Source organism: Limnothrix redekei LRLZ20PSL1, from assembly GCF_043235035.1.
Lineage (GTDB): Bacteria > Cyanobacteriota > Cyanobacteriia > CACIAM-69d > CACIAM-69d > CACIAM-69d.
Genome location: NZ_JAZAQF010000086.1, coordinates 171,028 through 190,034, shown reverse-complemented (window position 1 = coordinate 190,034; position 19,007 = coordinate 171,028). Strand labels below are relative to the sequence as shown.

19 protein-coding genes are annotated in these 19,007 nt (G+C 55.4%); 9 read left to right on the top strand and 10 right to left on the bottom strand.

The window, feature by feature from the left end:
* The first annotated feature begins 78 nt into the window (after positions 1-78).
* Complete coding sequence (locus tag VPK24_RS15570; protein WP_393014708.1) at positions 79-690, top strand: nitroreductase family protein; 612 nt, start codon at positions 79-81, stop codon at positions 688-690.
* A 128-nt stretch (positions 691-818) separates the two neighbouring features.
* Here the strand turns inward: VPK24_RS15570 and VPK24_RS15565 are convergent, their stop codons facing one another.
* The 6 genes from VPK24_RS15565 to aroB form a co-directional block, all read right to left on the bottom strand.
* The gene (locus tag VPK24_RS15565) at positions 819-1,556 is read right to left on the bottom strand and encodes a peptidase (RefSeq protein WP_393014706.1); all 738 of its coding nucleotides are present in this window, start codon (positions 1,554-1,556) and stop codon (positions 819-821) included.
* A 269-nt stretch (positions 1,557-1,825) separates the two neighbouring features.
* Positions 1,826-3,196 (bottom strand): cation:proton antiporter, encoded by a 1,371-nt coding sequence (locus tag VPK24_RS15560; RefSeq protein WP_393014991.1) that lies wholly within the window; start codon positions 3,194-3,196, stop codon positions 1,826-1,828.
* A gap of 208 nt (positions 3,197-3,404) precedes the next feature.
* Positions 3,405-5,078, bottom strand: a complete 1,674-nt coding sequence (gene bicA / locus VPK24_RS15555; RefSeq protein ID WP_393014704.1) for a bicarbonate transporter BicA — start codon at positions 5,076-5,078, stop codon at positions 3,405-3,407.
* Positions 5,079-5,699: 621 nt separating this feature from the next.
* Positions 5,700-6,449 (bottom strand): GUN4 domain-containing protein, encoded by a 750-nt coding sequence (locus tag VPK24_RS15550; protein ID WP_393014702.1) that lies wholly within the window; start codon positions 6,447-6,449, stop codon positions 5,700-5,702.
* A 10-nt stretch (positions 6,450-6,459) separates the two neighbouring features.
* Entirely contained in the window at positions 6,460-7,509 is a 1,050-nt protein-coding gene (locus tag VPK24_RS15545; protein ID WP_099535556.1) for an MraY family glycosyltransferase, read from the bottom strand.
* 129 nt (positions 7,510-7,638) lie between these two features.
* Positions 7,639-8,739: a 3-dehydroquinate synthase gene (gene aroB / locus VPK24_RS15540; RefSeq protein ID WP_393014700.1), complete on the bottom strand. Its 1,101-nt coding sequence runs from the start codon at positions 8,737-8,739 to the stop codon at positions 7,639-7,641.
* Positions 8,740-8,870: 131 nt separating this feature from the next.
* Here aroB and petL point away from each other — a divergent pair, with 131 nt between their 5' ends.
* Positions 8,871-8,966, top strand: coding sequence for a cytochrome b6-f complex subunit PetL (gene petL, locus VPK24_RS15535; protein WP_393014698.1), 96 nt, complete (start codon positions 8,871-8,873; stop codon positions 8,964-8,966).
* Positions 8,967-9,273: 307 nt separating this feature from the next.
* Here petL and VPK24_RS15530 read toward each other — a convergent pair whose 3' ends face one another.
* From VPK24_RS15530 to sufR, 3 genes are all read right to left on the bottom strand, one after another.
* The gene (locus VPK24_RS15530; RefSeq protein WP_199291569.1) at positions 9,274-9,711 is read right to left on the bottom strand and encodes a hypothetical protein; all 438 of its coding nucleotides are present in this window, start codon (positions 9,709-9,711) and stop codon (positions 9,274-9,276) included.
* Positions 9,712-9,869: 158 nt separating this feature from the next.
* Positions 9,870-10,142: a hypothetical protein gene (locus VPK24_RS15525; RefSeq protein WP_393014696.1), complete on the bottom strand. Its 273-nt coding sequence runs from the start codon at positions 10,140-10,142 to the stop codon at positions 9,870-9,872.
* A 241-nt stretch (positions 10,143-10,383) separates the two neighbouring features.
* The gene (sufR, locus tag VPK24_RS15520) at positions 10,384-11,064 is read right to left on the bottom strand and encodes an iron-sulfur cluster biosynthesis transcriptional regulator SufR (protein ID WP_393014694.1); all 681 of its coding nucleotides are present in this window, start codon (positions 11,062-11,064) and stop codon (positions 10,384-10,386) included.
* Between the two features lie 18 nt (positions 11,065-11,082).
* Here sufR and VPK24_RS15515 point away from each other — a divergent pair, with 18 nt between their 5' ends.
* The 7 genes from VPK24_RS15515 (at position 11,083) to VPK24_RS15485 (ending at position 18,246) form a co-directional block, all read left to right on the top strand.
* On the top strand, positions 11,083-11,262 hold the full coding sequence (locus VPK24_RS15515) for a hypothetical protein (RefSeq protein WP_099535548.1): 180 nt from the start codon (positions 11,083-11,085) through the stop codon (positions 11,260-11,262).
* A 52-nt stretch (positions 11,263-11,314) separates the two neighbouring features.
* Entirely contained in the window at positions 11,315-11,662 is a 348-nt protein-coding gene (locus tag VPK24_RS15510; protein ID WP_393014692.1) for a ferredoxin-thioredoxin reductase catalytic domain-containing protein, read from the top strand.
* A 135-nt stretch (positions 11,663-11,797) separates the two neighbouring features.
* A complete protein-coding gene (gene sufB, locus VPK24_RS15505) occupies positions 11,798-13,234 on the top strand; it encodes a Fe-S cluster assembly protein SufB (RefSeq protein WP_393014989.1) in 1,437 nt (478 codons plus the stop codon).
* A gap of 320 nt (positions 13,235-13,554) precedes the next feature.
* A complete protein-coding gene (gene sufC / locus VPK24_RS15500; RefSeq protein ID WP_190355347.1) occupies positions 13,555-14,337 on the top strand; it encodes a Fe-S cluster assembly ATPase SufC in 783 nt (260 codons plus the stop codon).
* Positions 14,338-14,339: 2 nt separating this feature from the next.
* Positions 14,340-15,737 (top strand): Fe-S cluster assembly protein SufD, encoded by a 1,398-nt coding sequence (sufD, locus tag VPK24_RS15495; RefSeq protein ID WP_393014690.1) that lies wholly within the window; start codon positions 14,340-14,342, stop codon positions 15,735-15,737.
* A 131-nt stretch (positions 15,738-15,868) separates the two neighbouring features.
* A complete protein-coding gene (locus VPK24_RS15490) occupies positions 15,869-17,128 on the top strand; it encodes a SufS family cysteine desulfurase (protein ID WP_393014689.1) in 1,260 nt (419 codons plus the stop codon).
* Positions 17,129-17,205: 77 nt separating this feature from the next.
* Positions 17,206-18,246 carry a hypothetical protein gene (locus VPK24_RS15485; protein ID WP_393014687.1) on the top strand — a complete coding sequence of 347 codons (1,041 nt, stop codon included), beginning with the start codon at positions 17,206-17,208 and terminating at the stop codon, positions 18,244-18,246.
* A gap of 98 nt (positions 18,247-18,344) precedes the next feature.
* On the opposite strand, the gene VPK24_RS15480 is transcribed toward VPK24_RS15485, so the two are convergent.
* Positions 18,345-19,001 (bottom strand): DUF3124 domain-containing protein, encoded by a 657-nt coding sequence (locus tag VPK24_RS15480; protein WP_393014685.1) that lies wholly within the window; start codon positions 18,999-19,001, stop codon positions 18,345-18,347.
* Positions 19,002-19,007: the final 6 nt, after the last annotated feature.

The window sequence follows — 19,007 nt, the reverse complement described above, 5'->3', positions numbered from 1 at the left end:
GCTAAGAGGCGGCCCGTAGCCTTGGCGACCCGCAGCTTTCCCTTAAATTGAGTCGATTCACCCCATTCAGGACAGCTCATGGATACCCTGACTGCTATTCAGCAACGTCGCGCCGTCAAGCATTACGACCCCAATCATCAAATGTCTGAATCGGAAATTCAGACCCTGATGGAGCATGTGTTGCTGTCGCCCACATCGTTCAATATCCAAAATTGGCGATTTGTGATTGTGGATGATCCCGAACTGCGCCAACAAATTCGGGCTGCCTCTTGGAATCAAGCCCAAGTGACCGATGCGTCCCTGTTGGTGTTGTTGTGTGGAAACTTGAATGCTTGGCAACAGCAACCGGAACGCTATTGGCAAAACGCCCCCGAAGCGGTTCGCCAACAACTGGTGCCGATGATTATTCAGTTCTATGAGGGAAGCGAGGCCCTGCAACGGGATGAAGCCATGCGTTCCTGTGGGATTGCGGCCCAAACTTTGATGCTGGCCGCCAAAGCCATGGGCTACGATACCTGTCCGATGATTGGTTTTGATCCCCAGGCGGTTGCTGACATTATTCAGCTACCGGCCGATCATGTGATTGGCATGATGATTACGGTAGGCAAGGCCGTGCAACCGGCGCGGGAGCGGGGTGGCCAATTGCCCCTTTCAGAGGTGGTGATTCGCAACCAATTTCCCAGCGCTTAACGTTGAAAATTTGATTCTTAAAAGGACTGATCCTTGAGAAGGGTTGATCTTTAAATGAAGGGTCAGCAGTCTTGGGAGCAAGGGGCTTCAAGCCCCTTGTTTTCAATGAATCGTGAAATGAATCGTGATTAGTTGGTATATTCCCACTCCAGATCGGGCATTTGATCAAAGGCCTTGCGCAAAGAAGCAGCCCATTCTTGACCTACTTTGGCTAGGTAAGGATCGCCCGCTGGTAGCCGCAGCCGATGGCGAATTTCAAAGGAGTCTTTGCGATACATCACCATGTTGATCGGGGGGCCAACGGAAATATTGGATTTCATGGTGGAGTCTAGGGAAAGCAACGCACACTTTGCTGCTGAGTTGAGGGGCGTGTTGAAGCTAACGGTGCGATCGAGAATGGGCTTTCCATACTTAGTTTCCCCAATTTGCAGAAATGGGGTTTCCACAGTGGCATGGATAAAATTGCCTTGGTTATAAATTAAAAATAGCTGGGGGCCTTCATCACGAATTTGCCCCCCCAAGAGCAGGTTCCCCGAAAAATCCACATTGTCTTTGCGGAGCCACTCGGCATGTTCTTGGTGAATTTTTCGGAGGGTTTGACCCACATAATGGGCCAGATCATACATGCTGGTGAGGGAGTGGAGCGTGATGCTGGCTTGATTTTTTAAATCCTGTTCAAGATGGCTAATAACAGATTGGGTGAGCGATAAATTCCCGGAGGTGCAAACAACAACGACTCGATCGCCCGGTAAGGAAAAGTCAAATAACTTCTTATAAGTGGAAACATTATCAACACCGGCATTGGTGCGCGAATCGGCGGCCATCACCAATCCTTCCTGGGTAATAATGCCAAGGCAATAGGTCATAACGGCTTAGGACTCATTGTTCGACTGCCTGAATCTACCAGATTTTGGGAAAAGTGAGGGGTTCCTCAGTTCCCGATCGCCCCAATCGTGGGCCCAAAATGCCAATAGAAAAGCCAAGGCGAAGCAAAAAAAATCGGGAGCCAAGGCCCCCGACGGTGATCCCGTTGGATGATGAGCAATCAATTGCAATCGATCGGGATCAGCGGTGCGATCAGGGGCAATTGTTGCCTAGAGAATTTCGAGAACTGGACGAATTACTGGAAAAGGCCCTAGGGGGTTGATTCGCTGGTGCTCGATTCCTGCTGCCCAAAGGCCACCCGCAAGAACGGCGGAGCCAGGAAGGTGGTCAAGATCACCATGATGATGATCGATACTTCCAGAGGCTTGCTCAGCACACCGCTGGCGGAACCAATGCCCGCAAACACCAGGCCCACTTCGCCCCGGGGAATCATGCCCACCCCGATCGCCAAGCGGTTAATGCCCGGTTGCCCAAACACGGCCCAGCCGGTCACCAACTTGCCCACGATCGCCACAGCCACCAAGAACACGGCAATCAGCAGGCCGGCCCGGTTTTCGGGAACTGCCGGATTCAGCACACCCAAATCGGCGCGGGCCCCGACCGTCACAAAGAAAATGGGCACCAGCAAATCTGCGATCGGCTTCACCAACTCATCCAACTCATTGCGGGCATCGCTTTCATCCAACACCAACCCGGCCGCAAAGGCTCCCAAGATGGCTTCCAAATGAATTGCGTTGCCTAAAAACGCCATGAAGAAGGCAAAAATAAAGGCCGGAATCACAACATTGCCGCGTGTTTTCAGTGCTTCGACGGTCTTCACAAAAAACTTGTTGAATACACCGCCCAGGAAAATGGAGCCAAACAGAAACACCGTGGAGCTAACAATCAAATAGATCACGTTGCCGGTGTCAATTTCACCGGTCTTGGCCAGGCTGGCCACCACGGCCAAAACCACAATCCCCAGCACGTCATCAATCACCGCCGCGCCGACGATGATTTGTCCTTCCTTGGATTTGAGTTGGTTCAACTCTGACAGGACTTTGGAGGTAATCCCGATGCTGGTGGCGGTGAGGGCCGCGCCCGCAAAGATGGCAGGAATGGCGGGCACACCAAAAATGGTCATCAGCCCCGCAGTGCCTGCAACGAAGGGAACCACGACTCCCACGCAGGCCACAACGGTGGCCTGAATGCCCACTTCTTTGAGTTGCCGGAGGTCGGACTCCAAACCGATTTCAAACAGCAACACAATCACGCCCAATTCCGCCAGCACGGAAATGACTTCGCTTTGGGAGCTGAAGATATCCGTGACGGCTTCGGGCGTGAGGGTGTTAATCAGGCTGAGGGCCTGCATCACGATCGAGTCATTGGCCGTCAAGCCCCCTTCCGGGAACACGATCAGGTGCAATGCCGACACCCCGACGATCACCCCGGCAACTAATTCGCCCAAAACGGGGGGAAAGTCCAGCCGCTTGGCAACTTCTGAGCCAAGTTTGCTGGACAAATAAATGATCACCAAAGACAACAGCACGCCAGCCAAAACGATCGGGGCGTTCTCGGCTTCGGCGGTGGCCAACAGGGGCGCAAACAGGGGAACAAAATTACTTGGAGCGATGCCATCCATCCGCGTGATGAAAGCCGCCAGGGTTTCCTGTAAGAACATGGATTTGGTTGCGAAGTTTAAGAACAATCACTCCAACTGGGAGCTAAGGGCGGGCAGGTGGTGGGTCTGCCCACGAATCATGAACGGCTCATGGGGACTGAGTGGGCTGGAAAAGCAGGGGGAGATCGGGGAATTGCTGTTTTTCCTCGCCTAGCGATTCCGGCCAAACTTAGGCTAAAGCCGGCTCAGGGCGCTGAACTGAGGCAACGGCAGCTTTGAGGGCTACGGTTCGATCGTCGATCAGATGTTCCGCCGAGACCAGATCCATCAGGCCCAACCGTTGCAAGCGACGCTGGATCTTCTCGCTGGCTCCGACGATATAGATCTGCAAGCCTCGATCATGGGCATCGCGGATTGCATTCTCGATCGCCAAAGAAGCCGTTACCCCCAGCAAAGGCACATCGCTGAGATCCATCACCAACGCATCTCCCTCACGCATGGCGTTATGCTCCCGAGCGATCGCTTTGGATAAGCCAAAGATCATCGGCCCACTGAGATAGAACAGCAGGACTCGGCCCCGGCCCCGATCCAACAACCGCTTTTGTTCGTCCGTTAGGCGCACATCATCATCGGTGTCTGTGATTAACTTCACCTCCTGTGATTGCAGGGTGCTCAGGCGCTCGATCGTCAAGATATTGGCGATAAACACACCCACGCCCACAGCCACAATCAGATCTACAAACACGGTCAACAGCAGCACGCCGTACATAATCAGCGAGCCTTTGACGGACACCACGTGCGATCGCTTCAGGAAGCTCCAGTCCAAAATGTCGATCCCCACTTTCAGGGCAATCCCTGCCAGCACCGCCATCGGTACCGGCTCCGTGAAGCGAGCTGCCCCCAGCACAACCACCAACAGCACCAGGGCCCTTGTCAGGCCTGAGACCGCCGTGGTTGCCCCGGTTTGGATGTTCACCACCGTGCCCATCGTTGCCCCTGCGCCGGGTAAACCACCGCATAGGCCGGAAACAATATTGCCAATACCTTGGCCAATCAATTCCTGATCAGACTTGTGTTCTGTCCGGGTCAAACTATCAGCGACCACCGCCGTTAGCAACGTGTCAATGCAGCCCAGCATTCCCAACATCACACCATCCACCAGCATGGTTGTGAGTTGATCTGGGGTGAACATTGGCAAACGCAATTGCGGCAAGCCCATCGGAATTTGCCCCACATCAATGATGCGGCGAATTTCCGCGTCTTTAAACACCGTCAATGAAATGACCGTGCCAACGACCAACGCGACCAACTGCGGCGGTACAAGCTTCTTCAGCTTTTTGGGCATCAAGAAAATGATCGCCAGCGTCAGGGCCCCTAGAATGGCCTCTGCAGGAGCCATTTTGCTCAATAGCTCAGGAATCGCCAGCACCGTTCCCAGCACCCCACCCTTCGGAGCGGCTTGGCCCAAGAAAGGGGGGATTTGCAAAATGATTAAGATAACCCCAATCCCAGACATGAAGCCTGAAATGACGCTGTAGGGCATCAGGGTGACATATTTTCCGAGCCTAAAAATCCCAAAAATAATTTGGAATAAACCGGCTAACATCACCACTGTAAAGGCCATGGCTAACCCATTTTCAGGGTTTTGGGCTGTTAGTCCTGCCACAACCGAGGTCATGACCACCGTCATGGGCCCCGTTGGTTCTGAAATTAGGGTTGGAGTGCCGCCAAAGAGGGCTGCAAAAAAGCCCACACAGATCGCACCATAGAGGCCTCCGATCGGGCCAATACCCGAGGCCACACCGAAAGCCAGGGCTAAGGGCAACGAAACGATTGCGGCAGTAACACCGCCAAATATATCGCCCCGTAAATTGTTAAATCGAATTAGGTTTGTCACAGTCATAAGCAGTCAGTGCTGACTATCAAGATTGAAAAGCTAAACATGGGATCAACATGACAGAGATGAAATGCTTCAGCATTCCAGGCTTTGTGTATTGAACGATTGAAGCCAGCTTGCCATCACAGTTCATTAAGCAAATAATCATGATTTCTAATCATTAAGTTTTGTATTGCTCAAGAGCAACGGGGATGTGCAATTTAGCTTTTTTTAATCTACGCCAAAGGAATCCCTCGTGATCGCTTAAAAATCGCTCTACGGTCAATATTTTTATTGAAAAATCTTTGATGCCTGATAGCTATGTTCTATTTTTCGAAATGAAGCATAATTTGGCTCTGTTGGGATGGTAATCGGATACCAATCACTCAATTAGTGATTTTTATCAACCCACTAGGGCAGCATTGATAGTTACGGACTGCAAGCCCCCGTGGCAATTCTTGAGCTGCTTTGAATTGCCACTGTTTTTGATGCAACAATTTTTGATTCGACAATTGAGGAGAAGGGTCATTGCTACAGATTTAATTGTCTAAGCGAATAAGTTTTTATACCTAGAAACTTTGGTCTTTAGGGGGTTTTGACGATGGGGTTGGCGACCAAGACCATTAGCTGTCTGAGTGCCTAGTCTCCTCAGCGATCGGCCTGAGCCAGGCGATCGAGCAGGGCGGCCAACAGGCTCGACACGGGAACGGCTCCTAGGCCATAGCAGGCGCGTTTTGTCCAAACAATGGTGGGCAAATGGCCGATGGGTGCATTGTCACGGAAGGAAAGCTCGTCAGCGTAGCACCAGGATTCGCCTTTGCGCCAACCGACCCGATCGCAAAATTGCCCATAGTCACCTTGGGCGGCCTGCCAGGCGACCTGTTGGGCTGTCCAACCAAACCGACCACCGCTCCAATAGGTCCAAAGCTGGTTGATGGTGGCTAAGTCCGTGAGCGGCAGGTTCTGGAGATCGTCGGGGGTGAGGGGATCCCGGGTTGATTTGCCCAGGGCCGCTAGCAAATAGTCTCGGGTGGCGGTGTCGGCGGCTTGCCATCGTCCATTGCCGAGTAGGTCGTTGAGGGGCAGGTAGTCGAACCCGAGCGCTGAGGCTAGGGGGGCGGGTTCGGGGTTGATCGGGAAGGCGGGCAAGGTGTTGAGCTGTTGCTCGATCGCCCCTAATCGATCGCCCAAGGTTTGCAAGTGTTGTTCTAGGGTTGTCTGTCGATCGAGTGACAGATCCAAGGATTGGGCGTGGCGATCGTGCCACTGCCACAGGTAATGCTGAAGCTGATCCAAGGAGGGCGATGAATCGGGTTTGGGTGATCGCCAAGCAGCACGCCCCCACCAGCCGATCGCTCCGCCCAGCCCCAGCCCAATCAGTAGGGCGATCGGATCCATCTGGTCAGTCCTAGGAGGGGTTTTTGGCCTGTCGCCAAACTTGCCAGCCCATGTAGCTCAAAACGGCAGTAGCCGCGAGGGCATAGCCAAGACCGCTGGGCATTCCGGAAAAAGCCAGAGCCAGGGTTCCCACCCACAGGGTCAGGGCATAAATAAACAAAACGGCCGCCCGATGGGACAAGCCGGCATCCAAAAGGCGGTGGTGTAAGTGTCGCTTGTCAGCAATCCAAGGCAGCTTACCGTTGCGCAGGCGATCGAGAATGACCGCCGACATATCCAACAACGGAACCGCCAGAATCAGGTAAGGCAGCAGCACAGAAGTTACGGCGGTCACCTTCACCAGGCCGATCGCCCCTACCCCCGCCAGCACGAAGCCCATAAAATAGGCTCCCCCGTCTCCCATAAAAATTTGGGCAGGGTTGAAGTTGTAGCGCAAAAATCCGAGGGCCGCGCCCGCCAAGGCCGCGGCAATCAGGCCCACGGCCGGCTGGTTCATAAACAGAGCCACAAACATCATGACGGTGGCGGAAATGCCGGAAACGCCGGCCGCCAGACCATCCAGACCGTCAATCCAGTTGATGGCGTTTACCATGCCCACTAACCAGAGAACGGTGATGGGCAAGCTCAGCCAGCCCAATTGCACCAGGCCCAAGCCAGGAATTGTGAGGAAATCAATGCTAACGCCCACATGCCAACAGACGGTGGCGACGGCGGTTTGAATGGCCAGGCGCGTGAAGGGAGAAAGGCCATAGAGGTCATCCGCAAGCCCGATCGCAAAAAAGGCGATCCCGCCCCCTAAAACACCAATAATTTCATTGATTTTGTGGGAACTGGCGGTTTCAAAGCCGCCCAGCCACCACACCAGACCGAGGGCTGCGATCGCGCCGCAAAAGATCGAAATTCCCCCTAGTCGAACCATGGGGCGATCGTGCATTTTACGCTCGTTGGGGAGATCAAAGCGCCCAGTTTTGAGGCCCGCAGCCCGGACGATCGGCGTTGTCCACATCACAATGGCCGCCGCCGCCAGAAACGCAATGAAATGAAACAAATACGGGAACATGGGGCTACCAACGTTTCAGAATGCAACGAGAACCCGCGTCAGGCAGAGTCTACTACATTTGGCCGAACACTGACCGAACCCGGGAAAAGCCAGCATCCAGCCAGAGACCGGTGCTCAGGGGCCCCGCTGTTAACCCTGTAAGGCTCGCAGCACTGGGTACAAAACATCGGCGGGCACTTGATCAACCATTTCAACGGCTCCGATCCGAGTGGGCAAGATGAAGCGAACTTTGCCGTCTTTGACTTTTTTATCTAACAGCAAGGAGTCAGCGATCGCTTCCGGATCCAGGCTGGCCGGCACGCGATCGGGCAGGGCCGTTTTTTGAATCACCGCCAGTTGTCGGGCACAGTTGGCCCCATCCCACAGGCCCATCTTGGCCGCCAACTCGGCCGCCGCCACCATCCCGATCGCCACGGCTTCCCCGTGGTTCACCAAGCGGTAGTTGGTCAATGACTCGATCGCGTGGCCGATCGTGTGGCCATAGTTGAGGATGGCCCGCAAGCCCCCTTCCTTTTCGTCTTGGGCCACCACATCGGCCTTGGCTTGGCAGGATCGTTGCAAAATTTCGCCCAACAGGGGTTGAATGGCAGCAAAGCGATCGAGGCGCGGGGCCGCTTCCAGCCGATCGAACAGGTCTGGATCCCAGATAATGCCGTATTTAATCACCTCCGCCATGCCCGCCCGCAATTCCCGCACCGGCAGGGTGGCCAGCACCTCGGGATCAATCAACACCAGCCTCGGTTGGTGAAACGCCCCAATCAGATTTTTGCCTCGGGGATGGTTAATGCCGGTTTTGCCCCCGATCGCGGCATCCACCATGGCCAACAGCGAAGTGGGCACTTGAACAAAGGCAATGCCCCGCAACCAAGTGGCGGCCGCAAACCCGGTCATATCGCCAATCACTCCGCCGCCCAGCGCCAACATGACGCTCGATCGCTCCAAGCGAAAATCGAGCGCCGCATCGTAAATTTTTTGGAGAGAGTTGGGGGTTTTGTACCGCTCACCAGCGGGCAAAATGCAGCTTTGAACTTGGTACCCCGCCGCCTGTAGGGATGTGATCACCCGATCGCCATAGCGCTTGAAAATTTGCGGGTTTGAGACCAACAAAACCTTGGGATTGGTTTGGGTCGATCGCTCGCGCATCCAATCGCCCACATGATCGAGCAAGCCCGCCCCGATCGCGATGTCGTAGGCATTTTGGGGCAAATTTACGCGAATCGTAGCGGCCATAACCCAAAGCGCAATTGCGCCAGCAACAGTGAACGAACGGCAAAAAACCAGAGCGGGCCGTATTTTAGCGCGGGATGGTTCAATGGTTAGGGACTAACCCATTTTTCAGAATCCATTGGGAGGCTTGGCCCATGTCTGGCGTAATTACTTATTTCATCTTCTTTGGCGGCATGTTGGGCGTGGCAGCGGGCATGATGTTCACCCTGCGGGCCATCAAGCTGATCTAGGTTTGATCTAGGTCAAGCTGATCTGGGTTCATTCAATTGATGACAGCCCTGATTCTTCCACAGCAAGATTGTGGGCTGACAAGATGATGGGGGCAAGGGGCTTAAGCCCCTTGTCTGCTTTTTGGGTTGACCTTTTGAGCTTCTTTGGGTTGATCCTTTAAGGATGGTGATCGGTTTGAACTTGTGCCTATTCAAAAAGCATCTCTTCTGGTCTTTATCAATGGGTATCGATTGGTGCAGTTTGATTGGTTCAGTCTTATTGGTGCAGTTTGATTGGTGCAGTCTTGGCAGTCTTAAGGGTGCAGTTCTAGAGAGCTGGGGCCGAAGCGGCGACGGAGCTGCTCAAGTTTGATCTCGATCGGACTGCTTTTCCAATGATTGCCCCATTCATCACCAAGCAAACCACCGCCAACGACAGCAACACATAGGTCGGAGCCATTACCACGCCCACCGCAAACCAGGTCGCCACATGCAACACCATCAAGGTGGCGTAAACACTGCCGACCAAACCAATCACCAATCGATCGCGCAGGGGGCGATCGATCACCATCATCACCAATGCTTGAATCGTCGCCAACAAATTGGCCGGTACCAGAAAGGCACAGATTTGAACACAATAACCCCGTGAAAATTCACTGGCAGGGCTGGTTTGCAAGGCAGAAAACCCAAACTGCCAACTTGCTTGAATCGATTGGGACAGGGCGTGATGATCGTGACCCAGAAGGGTGTGGAGCCAGTCAAGCATGGTGTTGTTGTGAATCGGGAATTAGAGTCGAAATTAGAGTCGAAATTAGAGTTGAAATTGAAATTGAAGCTAAAAGGGAAATTGCAAGGCAATTCAAAGGGAAATTAGACCCAAAATCTATCAAAAACAGACCCGCTAAAACAGGTCTGTAAACCTATTTAAACATCCCACTTCAGCACTGTCGCATCAATTCCCTGCTCACGCTTGCGCTTGGCATCGCGCTCAAACCAAGCAATCACCTGATCATGGGTTAATGCTTCGATCGCCACACCCTCATCCTCGGCAATGTAGCGCAGCAGTTTCAAAGACGAGAGGGTCAACCGCGTTAAAAACTTTTCGGGCTGAGACAACAGAGCCGCATCGACCTTTGCAGACTCTTCCGGGGTCAAAAACTCCAAACCCTGAGGATTCATAGGATTGTGCAGCGGCATAGGCATCGAGGCGGATGGTTTCCATCGCGATCGCTCGGCTCGGTTCACCCAGATTTGGGAGACAGCGCCCGAGAGGCAATGGGCGGGCTGGAATGGGTGGGATTAACAGGCGGAGTTGAACAGGCGTGCTGCAATCGACAACCCCCCGCTAGTTAACCTTAGCCCGATTGCTGACCCGATCGCTCCCCTCAATCGCCCCTTCTGTTGCACCCCTATGGTTGTGGGGCCGAGTGGGGCAAGCCTAGTTGGTGCGGGTCGCAGGGGCGGGGGTGGTTTCCGACTCTTGGATGGAGTAGCCACAACGGTGCTCACCGCCCACAATCCAGTGGGTGCGCTCCACCTTGCAGCCCTGAAGGGCGATCGCGAACATTTCCAACTCATGGGCACAAACGCCGGGATAGGACTCGGCCACGGTGGAAATGGCGCAGTTGTGTTCCACCAGCAAGTAGCGCGGGTGGCCGTCGGCTTCCGGCTCGATCGCTTCCCACTCGGCCATGTAGCCCTCGGCGCGGCGCAAGTCCACCAACCGAGCCACCCGATCGCGCAAATTACCCGCGCCCAGATGTCGGCGGTAGTCCAACGCCTTGCGCACCCACTGTTGGCGCAGCAGGGACTGCACTTGGTCATTCCCGATCGTTTCGGTCAGGGTGTGGAGCAAATCCACGGCAAATTCATCGTAGTTGTCGGGAAATTGCGATCGCCCCGCCGGACTCAACCGGTAAAGGTGCTGGGGACGACCCGTGCCGCCCCTGGCTGCCTCGTGCAGGATCAGCCCCTCGCTTTCGAGATCCTTCAGGTGCCGACGGGTGGCCTGTGGACTGATGCCCAGCGCCTCCGCCAGCCGTTGGGCCGTGGCTTCTCCCTGCTGGAGGAGGTATTTCAAAATGTCATGCTTCGTGGACGCTTGCTGAAGAGCACTCATTCGCTCAGACCGTGGATCGTGGATTGGGCAGCATTCGGCAGCGGCAGCCAGTCGATCGACCGTGAATCGGCCCGTTCAAAACAACCGGTTAAGAAAACAGCCTATTGTTATATTCTGGCCTCGATCGCTCAGGCTTTGACAACTTTTGCGTTGCTAAAGTACGCTAAAGATGATTACGCAACAATCAAGTTGTTTTAGCAATCAAGGTCATTATACAAACCCCACCGTTAATTTCTAGAGACCCGCCGACATGGACAATGCAACGACCCACGCCAGCGAAAAGAGCCTTGATGCAGTTCGGAAGTTCGCTGAAAGCTATGCCAAACGTACCGGCACTTACTTTTGCGCTGATCCGGGCGTGACCGCTGTCGTGATCGAAGGTCTCGCCCGCCACAAGGACGAACTCGGCTCGCCCCTTTGCCCCTGTCGGCACTACGAAGACAAGGAAGCCGAAGTGGCTGCTGCCTATTGGAACTGTCCTTGCGTGCCCATGCGCGAGCGCTATGAATGTCACTGCATGTTGTTTCTAACCCCTGACAATGACTTCCGGGGCGAGAAGCAGGAAATCGGCCTCGACGAAATCCTGAACATGCGCTAGCGCTCCCTACTCCCGCGACTTTCCGCGCGGTGAGTGGTTACAATCCGTTCGATCGCCCCGGTAGCCAAAGGTGCGATCGTCCATTCCGCCGATGGCCCCCGCCCCCTCCGAGAAGAACGCCAGTCCCCACGAGCCATGAGCGCATCCGTCAGCACCCTCGTTAACCAACCCTATAAGTACGGCTTCGTCACCGACATCGAGTCAGATACCCTGCCTCGGGGTCTGAGTGAAGAGACAATCTACGCCATTTCGGCCAAGAAAAACGAGCCAGAGTTCATGCTGGAATTTCGGCTGCGGGCCTACCGCCAGTGGCTGAAGATGACGGAGCCGACCTGGCCCGATGTGAACTATCCCTCGATCAACTACCAAGACATCATTTACTACTCTGCTCCGAAGCAAGCGCAAAAGAAGCAGAGCCTAGATGAAGTTGATCCAACTCTGCTCGAAACCTTCGAAAAGTTGGGGATTCCCCTTTCGGAGCAAAAGCGGCTGGCTAATGTGGCGGTGGATGCCATCTTTGACAGCGTTTCCGTGGCCACCACTTTCCGCGAAAAGCTCGCAGAGCATGGGGTGATTTTCTGCTCCATTTCTGAGGCCCTCAAGGAGCATCCGGAGCTGGTTAAAAAATACTTGGGCAGCGTTGTCCCGATCGCGGATAACTACTTTGCGGCCCTCAACTCCGCTGTGTTTAGCGATGGCTCCTTTGTCTACATTCCCAAGGGCGTTGAATGCCCCATGGAATTGTCCACCTACTTCCGCATCAACAACGGGGATTCCGGTCAGTTTGAGCGGACGTTGATTGTGGCTGAAGAAGGTAGCTCCGTCAGCTATTTGGAAGGTTGCACGGCTCCCATGTATGACAGCAACCAACTCCATGCGGCGGTGGTGGAATTGGTGGCCCTGGACAATGCCAGCATCAAATATTCCACGGTGCAAAACTGGTATGCCGGGGATGTGAACGGGAAGGGCGGAATTTATAATTTCGTGACCAAGCGCGGCCTCTGCAAAGGCAGGAATTCCAAGATTTCTTGGACACAGGTGGAAACGGGATCAGCCATTACTTGGAAATATCCCAGTTGCGTGCTGGTGGGTGATAACTCGATCGGGGAGTTCTATTCCGTTGCCCTCACCAATAACTGTCAACAGGCCGACACTGGCACGAAGATGGTGCATATCGGCAAAAACACCCGCAGCACGATCGTCTCCAAGGGCATTTCGGCGGGCAAGTCCAAAAACAGCTACCGCGGCCTGGTGAAAGTGGGGCCCAATGCCGATGGGGCGCGCAACTATTCCCAATGCGATTCGATGTTGATTGGCAGCAATGCCCAAGCCAACACCTATCCCTACATTCAAGTGCAGAACGAGTTGGCCAGGGTGGAGCACGAAGCCACCACGTCCAAAATTGGCGAAGACCAACTGTTTTATTTGGCGCAACGGGGCATTTCTGCCGAAGATGCCGTTTCAATGATGATTTCGGGCTTCTGTAAGGATGTGTTTAACCAGTTGCCCATGGAATTTGCGGTGGAAGCCGACAAACTCCTTAGCCTGAAGTTGGAAGGCTCGGTGGGCTAACGGTACTGGGCCGATCGGGATTGGAAACAAGGGGCTTAAGGTGTGTCGTCCAATCGCCTGAAACCCCGATGACCTCGTTCTCCCAACCGATCAGTCGTAGGGGCGGGGTCTCCCCGCCCAGTTCCCGTGATCCTTGGGTGTTCCCAGGGGTGGACAAGGTTAGGGCGATCGCCCGGGTTAGGGTTGGGAGACCCAACCCCTACGGCGAGGAAAATGACGACAGGCTCTAAGTCCCTTGCTTGTTGAACCTGTTTGTTGAGCTTATTTGTTGAGCTTATTTGTTGAATTGGAAGCCTGTTTTTGAGGGTTGAAAGTCCACGATGATTGTTGATAATGCGCCGACCGTTCTTTCGGTCAAAAACCTCACCGCCAATGTGAATGACACGCCAATTTTGAAGGGCTTAAACCTGGAAATTAAGGCCGGCGAAATTCACGCGATCATGGGTCGCAACGGCTCCGGAAAAAGTACATTTTCCAAAATTTTGGCAGGACATCCGGCCTACGAGGTGACCGGTGGCGAGGTGGTCTTTGAAGGACAAAATCTCTTGGAATTGGAAGCGGAAGAACGGGCCCGATCGGGGGTGTTCTTAGCCTTCCAATACCCGGTAGAAATTCCCGGGGTTTCCAACTTGGATTTTCTGCGTGCGTCCTACAATGCCCGCCGCAAACACCAGGGATTGGAGGAAGTGGATCCCTTTGATTTTGAGGATGTGGTGCGCGATCGCCTGCAAGTGGTGCAGATGGATGCGTCCTTCCTCGATCGCAGCGTGAATCAAGGCTTCTCGGGCGGCGAGAAAAAGCGCAACGAAATCCTGCAAATGGCGCTGCTCGAACCCACCTTGGCTGTGTTGGATGAAACGGATTCCGGCTTGGATATTGATGCCCTGCGGATTGTGGCCGAGGGGGTGAATCAACTGGCAAACGAAAAGAATGCGATGCTGGTGATTACCCACTACCAACGGCTGCTGGACTACATCGTGCCGGATTATGTCCATGTCATGTACGACGGCAAAATCGTGATGACGGGCGGTAAGGAATTGGCGCTGGAATTGGAAGCCAAAGGCTACGACTGGGTGGACGAGTTGCAGCCGGTGGGGGTGTAACGATGGGCGTGGATTTGAGTGGTTTAACGGACTTGAACAAGGCAGATTTGGACGCACTGACGGCGAACTCAACGCCGGGCGATCGAGCACCGAGCAAAGCAGCCCAGCGATCGACCTATTACGCAGGCTTGCTGGCCACGGTGACGGCGGCAACTCCGGCAACCGATTGGGAATTGGTGCAGCGGCTGCGATCGCAGGCCCAAGCTGTGGCACAGGAAATGGCGTTGCCTTCGACGCGAGATGAGGATTGGCGGTTTACGGATCTGTCGCCCATGTTGGCGATCGCGTTTCGGGCCCCGGAGCTAACCACCCTTGAACGGGAGGCGATCGCGGCATTCGCCATTCCCGAAGCGTCGGTGCGGGTGGTGGTGGTGAACGGTCGGTTTGCGCCGGAACTGTCGAATCTGGCCGGGCTGCCCGATGGTGTCACAATCGGCTCGCTGGCGGCCGTGACCGATCGGGAGCGCCTGGCGAGCCACCTGGGCCAACAAGGCAGTCAGGATGCCTTCTCGGTGCTGAATACGGCCGGCCTGAACGATGGCGTGGTGATTGAGCTGGAACGCCGCGTGCAGGTGGCCAAACCCATTCACCTGCTGTATGTGGCCACGGCAGATCAACCGGCAATCAGTCAGCCCCGTTGCTTGGTGTTGGCCAAGGCCGGCGACAGCCATTGCACCCTGATTGAAGACTATGTGGCGATCGGGCAAGGCGGCTATTGCACCAACAGCGTGATGGAAGTGGTGCTGGGGAATTGCGCCACCCTGCACCATGTGCGGCTGCAACGGGAAGGCGAGCAGGCGATCCATATCGGCAAAACCGCCATCTCCCAGGACTGGAACAGTCACTACACCCTGACCACCATTAGCCAGGGTGCATCGATCGCCCGTCACTCGATCGACATTGCCCAAACGGGCCCCGGCACTGAAACCATCCTGAACGGGTTGTCGGTGGCTACGGGTGAACAGTTAACGGACACCCATAGCTCCCTGGTGTTGAGCCATCCCCACGGAACCGCCGATCAGTTGCACAAGTGCATTGCGGACGATCGGGGCCACACGGTCTTCAATGGACGGGTTTTTGTGGATCACGATGCGCAACAAACCAACGCCGCCCAGCTCAACCGCAATTTGTTGCTGTCGCCCAAGGCGCGGGTGGACACCAAGCCGCAACTGGAGATCATTGCGGATGACGTGAAGTGTTCTCACGGTTCCACGGTCAGCCAACTGGAGGAAACGGAGCTGTTTTACTGTCGCAGTCGCGGTTTGGATTTGGCCACGGCTCGATCGCTCCTGTTGGATGGGTTTGCGGGGGAAATTTTGGATCGCCTCCCGATCGCCTCATTGCGATCGACCTTGGCTCGCCAAATTGCCCAACGGATTAATCCAGGCAGCGCAAGCTAGAGCCTCATTAATCGCCATTCACCAATTGCCATTCACCAATCGCCATTGATATCGGTTGATCGCGAGCCAATCACCCTTGCTCTCGGTTGGTCATCAGGTCTACTTCATCCCCTAGTTCTGTTCCCTGTGCCATGACCCTCACCTTGCCCCGCTCGATCGCTCAACAGGTGCGCCCCGACTTCCCGATCCTGGATCAACGGGTGCATGATCAGCCGCTGGTGTATTTGGACAATGCGGCGACTTCCCAAAAGCCCCGACAGGTGATTGATGCCTTACGGCACTATTACGAGTGGGACAACGCCAATGTGCATCGTGGGGTTCACGCCCTGAGTATGCGGGCCACGGATGCCTATGAAGCGGCGCGGGAAAAGGTGGCTAAGTTTGTGAATGCTCGATCGTTTCAGGAAATTGTGTTCACACGCAATGCCAGCGAAGCGATCAATGTGGTGGCCTACAGTTGGGGCATGAGCCAACTGCAAGCGGGCGATGAAATTATCCTGTCCGTGGCAGAGCACCACAGCAACTTAGTGCCCTGGCAATTGGTGGCCCAACGCACGGGGGCAGTGCTGAAATTCGTGGGCTTGGATGCCACGGAATCTTTGGATTTGGAGCAGTTGCGATCGCTGATTTCCGATCGCACCAAACTGGTCTCCCTGGTGCATGTGTCTAACACCTTAGGCTGTGTTTTGCCCGTGGCTGAGGTGGTGGCCGCCGCTCGATCGGTGGGAGCCAAAGTCTTGCTCGATGCTTGCCAAAGTGCGCCCCACTTGGCCCTAGATGTGCAAGCACTGGATTGTGATTGGCTGGTGGCTTCTGGCCACAAAATGTGCGCCCCAACGGGCATTGGCTTCCTTTATGGCAAGCTGGAATTGCTGCGATCGATGCCGCCCTTTTTGGGAGGTGGGGAAATGATTGCTGAGGTGGATTTGGAGCGATCGACCTATGCGGACTTGCCCCACAAATTGGAAGCAGGGACACCGGCCATTGGCGAGGCGATCGCCCTGGGCGCGGCGATCGATTACCTAAGCGCGATCGGGATGGATGCCATTCATCGCTATGAAGCAGAATTAACCCGTCACCTGTTCGATCGCCTCGGGGCCATTCCCAAAGTGCGCATCTATGGCCCGCGTCCCCAAGCGGACGGCTCCGGCCGAGCGGCTCTGGCTGCCTTCACCGTGGATGGGATTCACGCCCACGACCTCTCCTCTTTTTTGGATCAAGAGGGAATCGCCATTCGATCGGGTCACCACTGCACCCAGCCCCTGCATAAGTCCCTGAATATTGCTTCTAGCGCCCGCGCCAGCCTGTATTTCTACAACACGATCGAAGAAATTGATCGGTTTGCCCAAGCCCTGCACGCCACGATCAACTTTTTCCAGTCCGTCGGCTAAGCTGGCGACCGCTTCAGCCCATCGGTCAAACTAGGGAAGCCGCCCCAGTCGATCGATCACTGTCGATTTTGCTCCGAATGCTGCCAGATCTCGCGCCGCTTCGTTCCCGACTCCAAACCCTTGTGCGCCGAATTCGCCGATGGCTGCTGCTGTTGCTGGTAACCATCGGGGCGATCGGCCTGGTGGTGGCCCCCTTGCAAGCCCGCAACGCGATCAATTTATCCTGGGTTGAACTCAGCACGGAGCGATCGGCCGGCATCAGCGGCTTAGTCAACCAACCATCGGCCGACGGAGGCGACCAGTTCTTGGCTGTGCATGACACCAAGAGCGATCCTGCTCTGTTCAAACGCCTCAGCCGCTTGCAGTGGAATGATCGCCGCAGTTGGGGCATGTTTTCCCTAACCTGGCCTGCTGGGGCTGAGTTGCCCAACGATCTCGAAGCGATCAGCGCCATTCCCGGAACTGGAGACTATCTGGCTGTCACCAGTCGCGGACGGGCCTATCGGTTGTCAGCGTTGGAGAATGGTTCCTCGATCGCCGAGGTTTTCCTGAATCCAGACCCCCGATCGCTGGCCGGTGAACTGACTGTTCGGGCGGTTTTTAACTTGCCCCCAACCCCGGAACCCGATCGCGACATTGAAACCCTACAGATTGTGCGCTGGGGCGATCGCCTGGTGATCTTGTTTGCCGATCGCGGTGGCCAGGGCCGCCCCGCCACCCTCCATTGGGGTTGGTTTGACCCGGCCAGCAATGCGATCGAGCTACAAGGCAGCGCCCCCGTGACCGGCCCCCTAAATTTGGCCACCCAGCGATCGCTCTCGGATTTGGTGTATTTGGCCGATGGTCGCCTGTTGGGCGTGGCCACCACCGATGGCGGCGATCGGGGCCCTTTTCAGTCGGCCCTGTATTGGGTGGGGTCTTTGACTTGGGTTGAGGGCCAATGGGCTTGGCAGCCGGTCGATCGCCCGCAAAATCTGATCCAAGCGGGCAACCACAAAATCGAAGCGATCGCCCTGGCTCCGGAGCCGAACGCCACTCGCCTGTTGTTGGCCACCGATGACGAGGATTTAGGCATAGCGATCGCGTTCATTTCCCTGCAATCTTTAGGATCCCCGTAGCTCTCAGCCCTGGCTCCGGCGACCGCAGCATGGTTCCTAAAGCAGGATTTTGCTCGCTTAACCCGCCCCATGGTGCAACCAAATGTGCCCCCTTGTCATCACTGCGAATTGGGCGATCGGGCGGCTGGTGAGGCTGAAAGCTCTTGAATCACGTGGCCAGGACTGGTGAATGAAACGCCCTGCTGAAAACTGGTGCTGAGCATAATCGCTTCCACGATCGGGGCCGTAACCTGTTGTTGCTCCGCGACCCACTCCACCACAAAACTGGCACTGGAACCGCCGCTGCGATCGGTTTGGGGAATGAAAAATTCCGTGCTCGCTAAGGGCGGCAGCTTCAAGGCACTGCTGGCATATTGCTTGATCAGCTTGCCTTTGGAGTCGTAATAGCGCACCGATCGCACCACAATCGATTCCGTGAGGCTGGTGTTGCGAATACTGAGGGTGACGCTCAGCAGGAATTCATCCTGTCGATCGCCGTAATACACATGGGAGTAGGCTGGCACCAAGATGACCTGACCGGTGCTGACGGCCAGGCGATCAGGCGTGATTGCAATGCCGCCGGATTGGGTGATGCGCGTCAAGGGTTGCACCGGGGGCGAACCGGTCGGCATGGACGACGAAGACAGAGAAGGCGATGGGGGCGCTTGGCAACCCACCAACAGGCCCGCCACCGCGCCCATCAGTCCGGTTGGCCGGATGCGGCTGGCGGCTTGCCCGAACCATGGGTTCCCGATGATTTTCCCGATCGACAGCATGAGGGT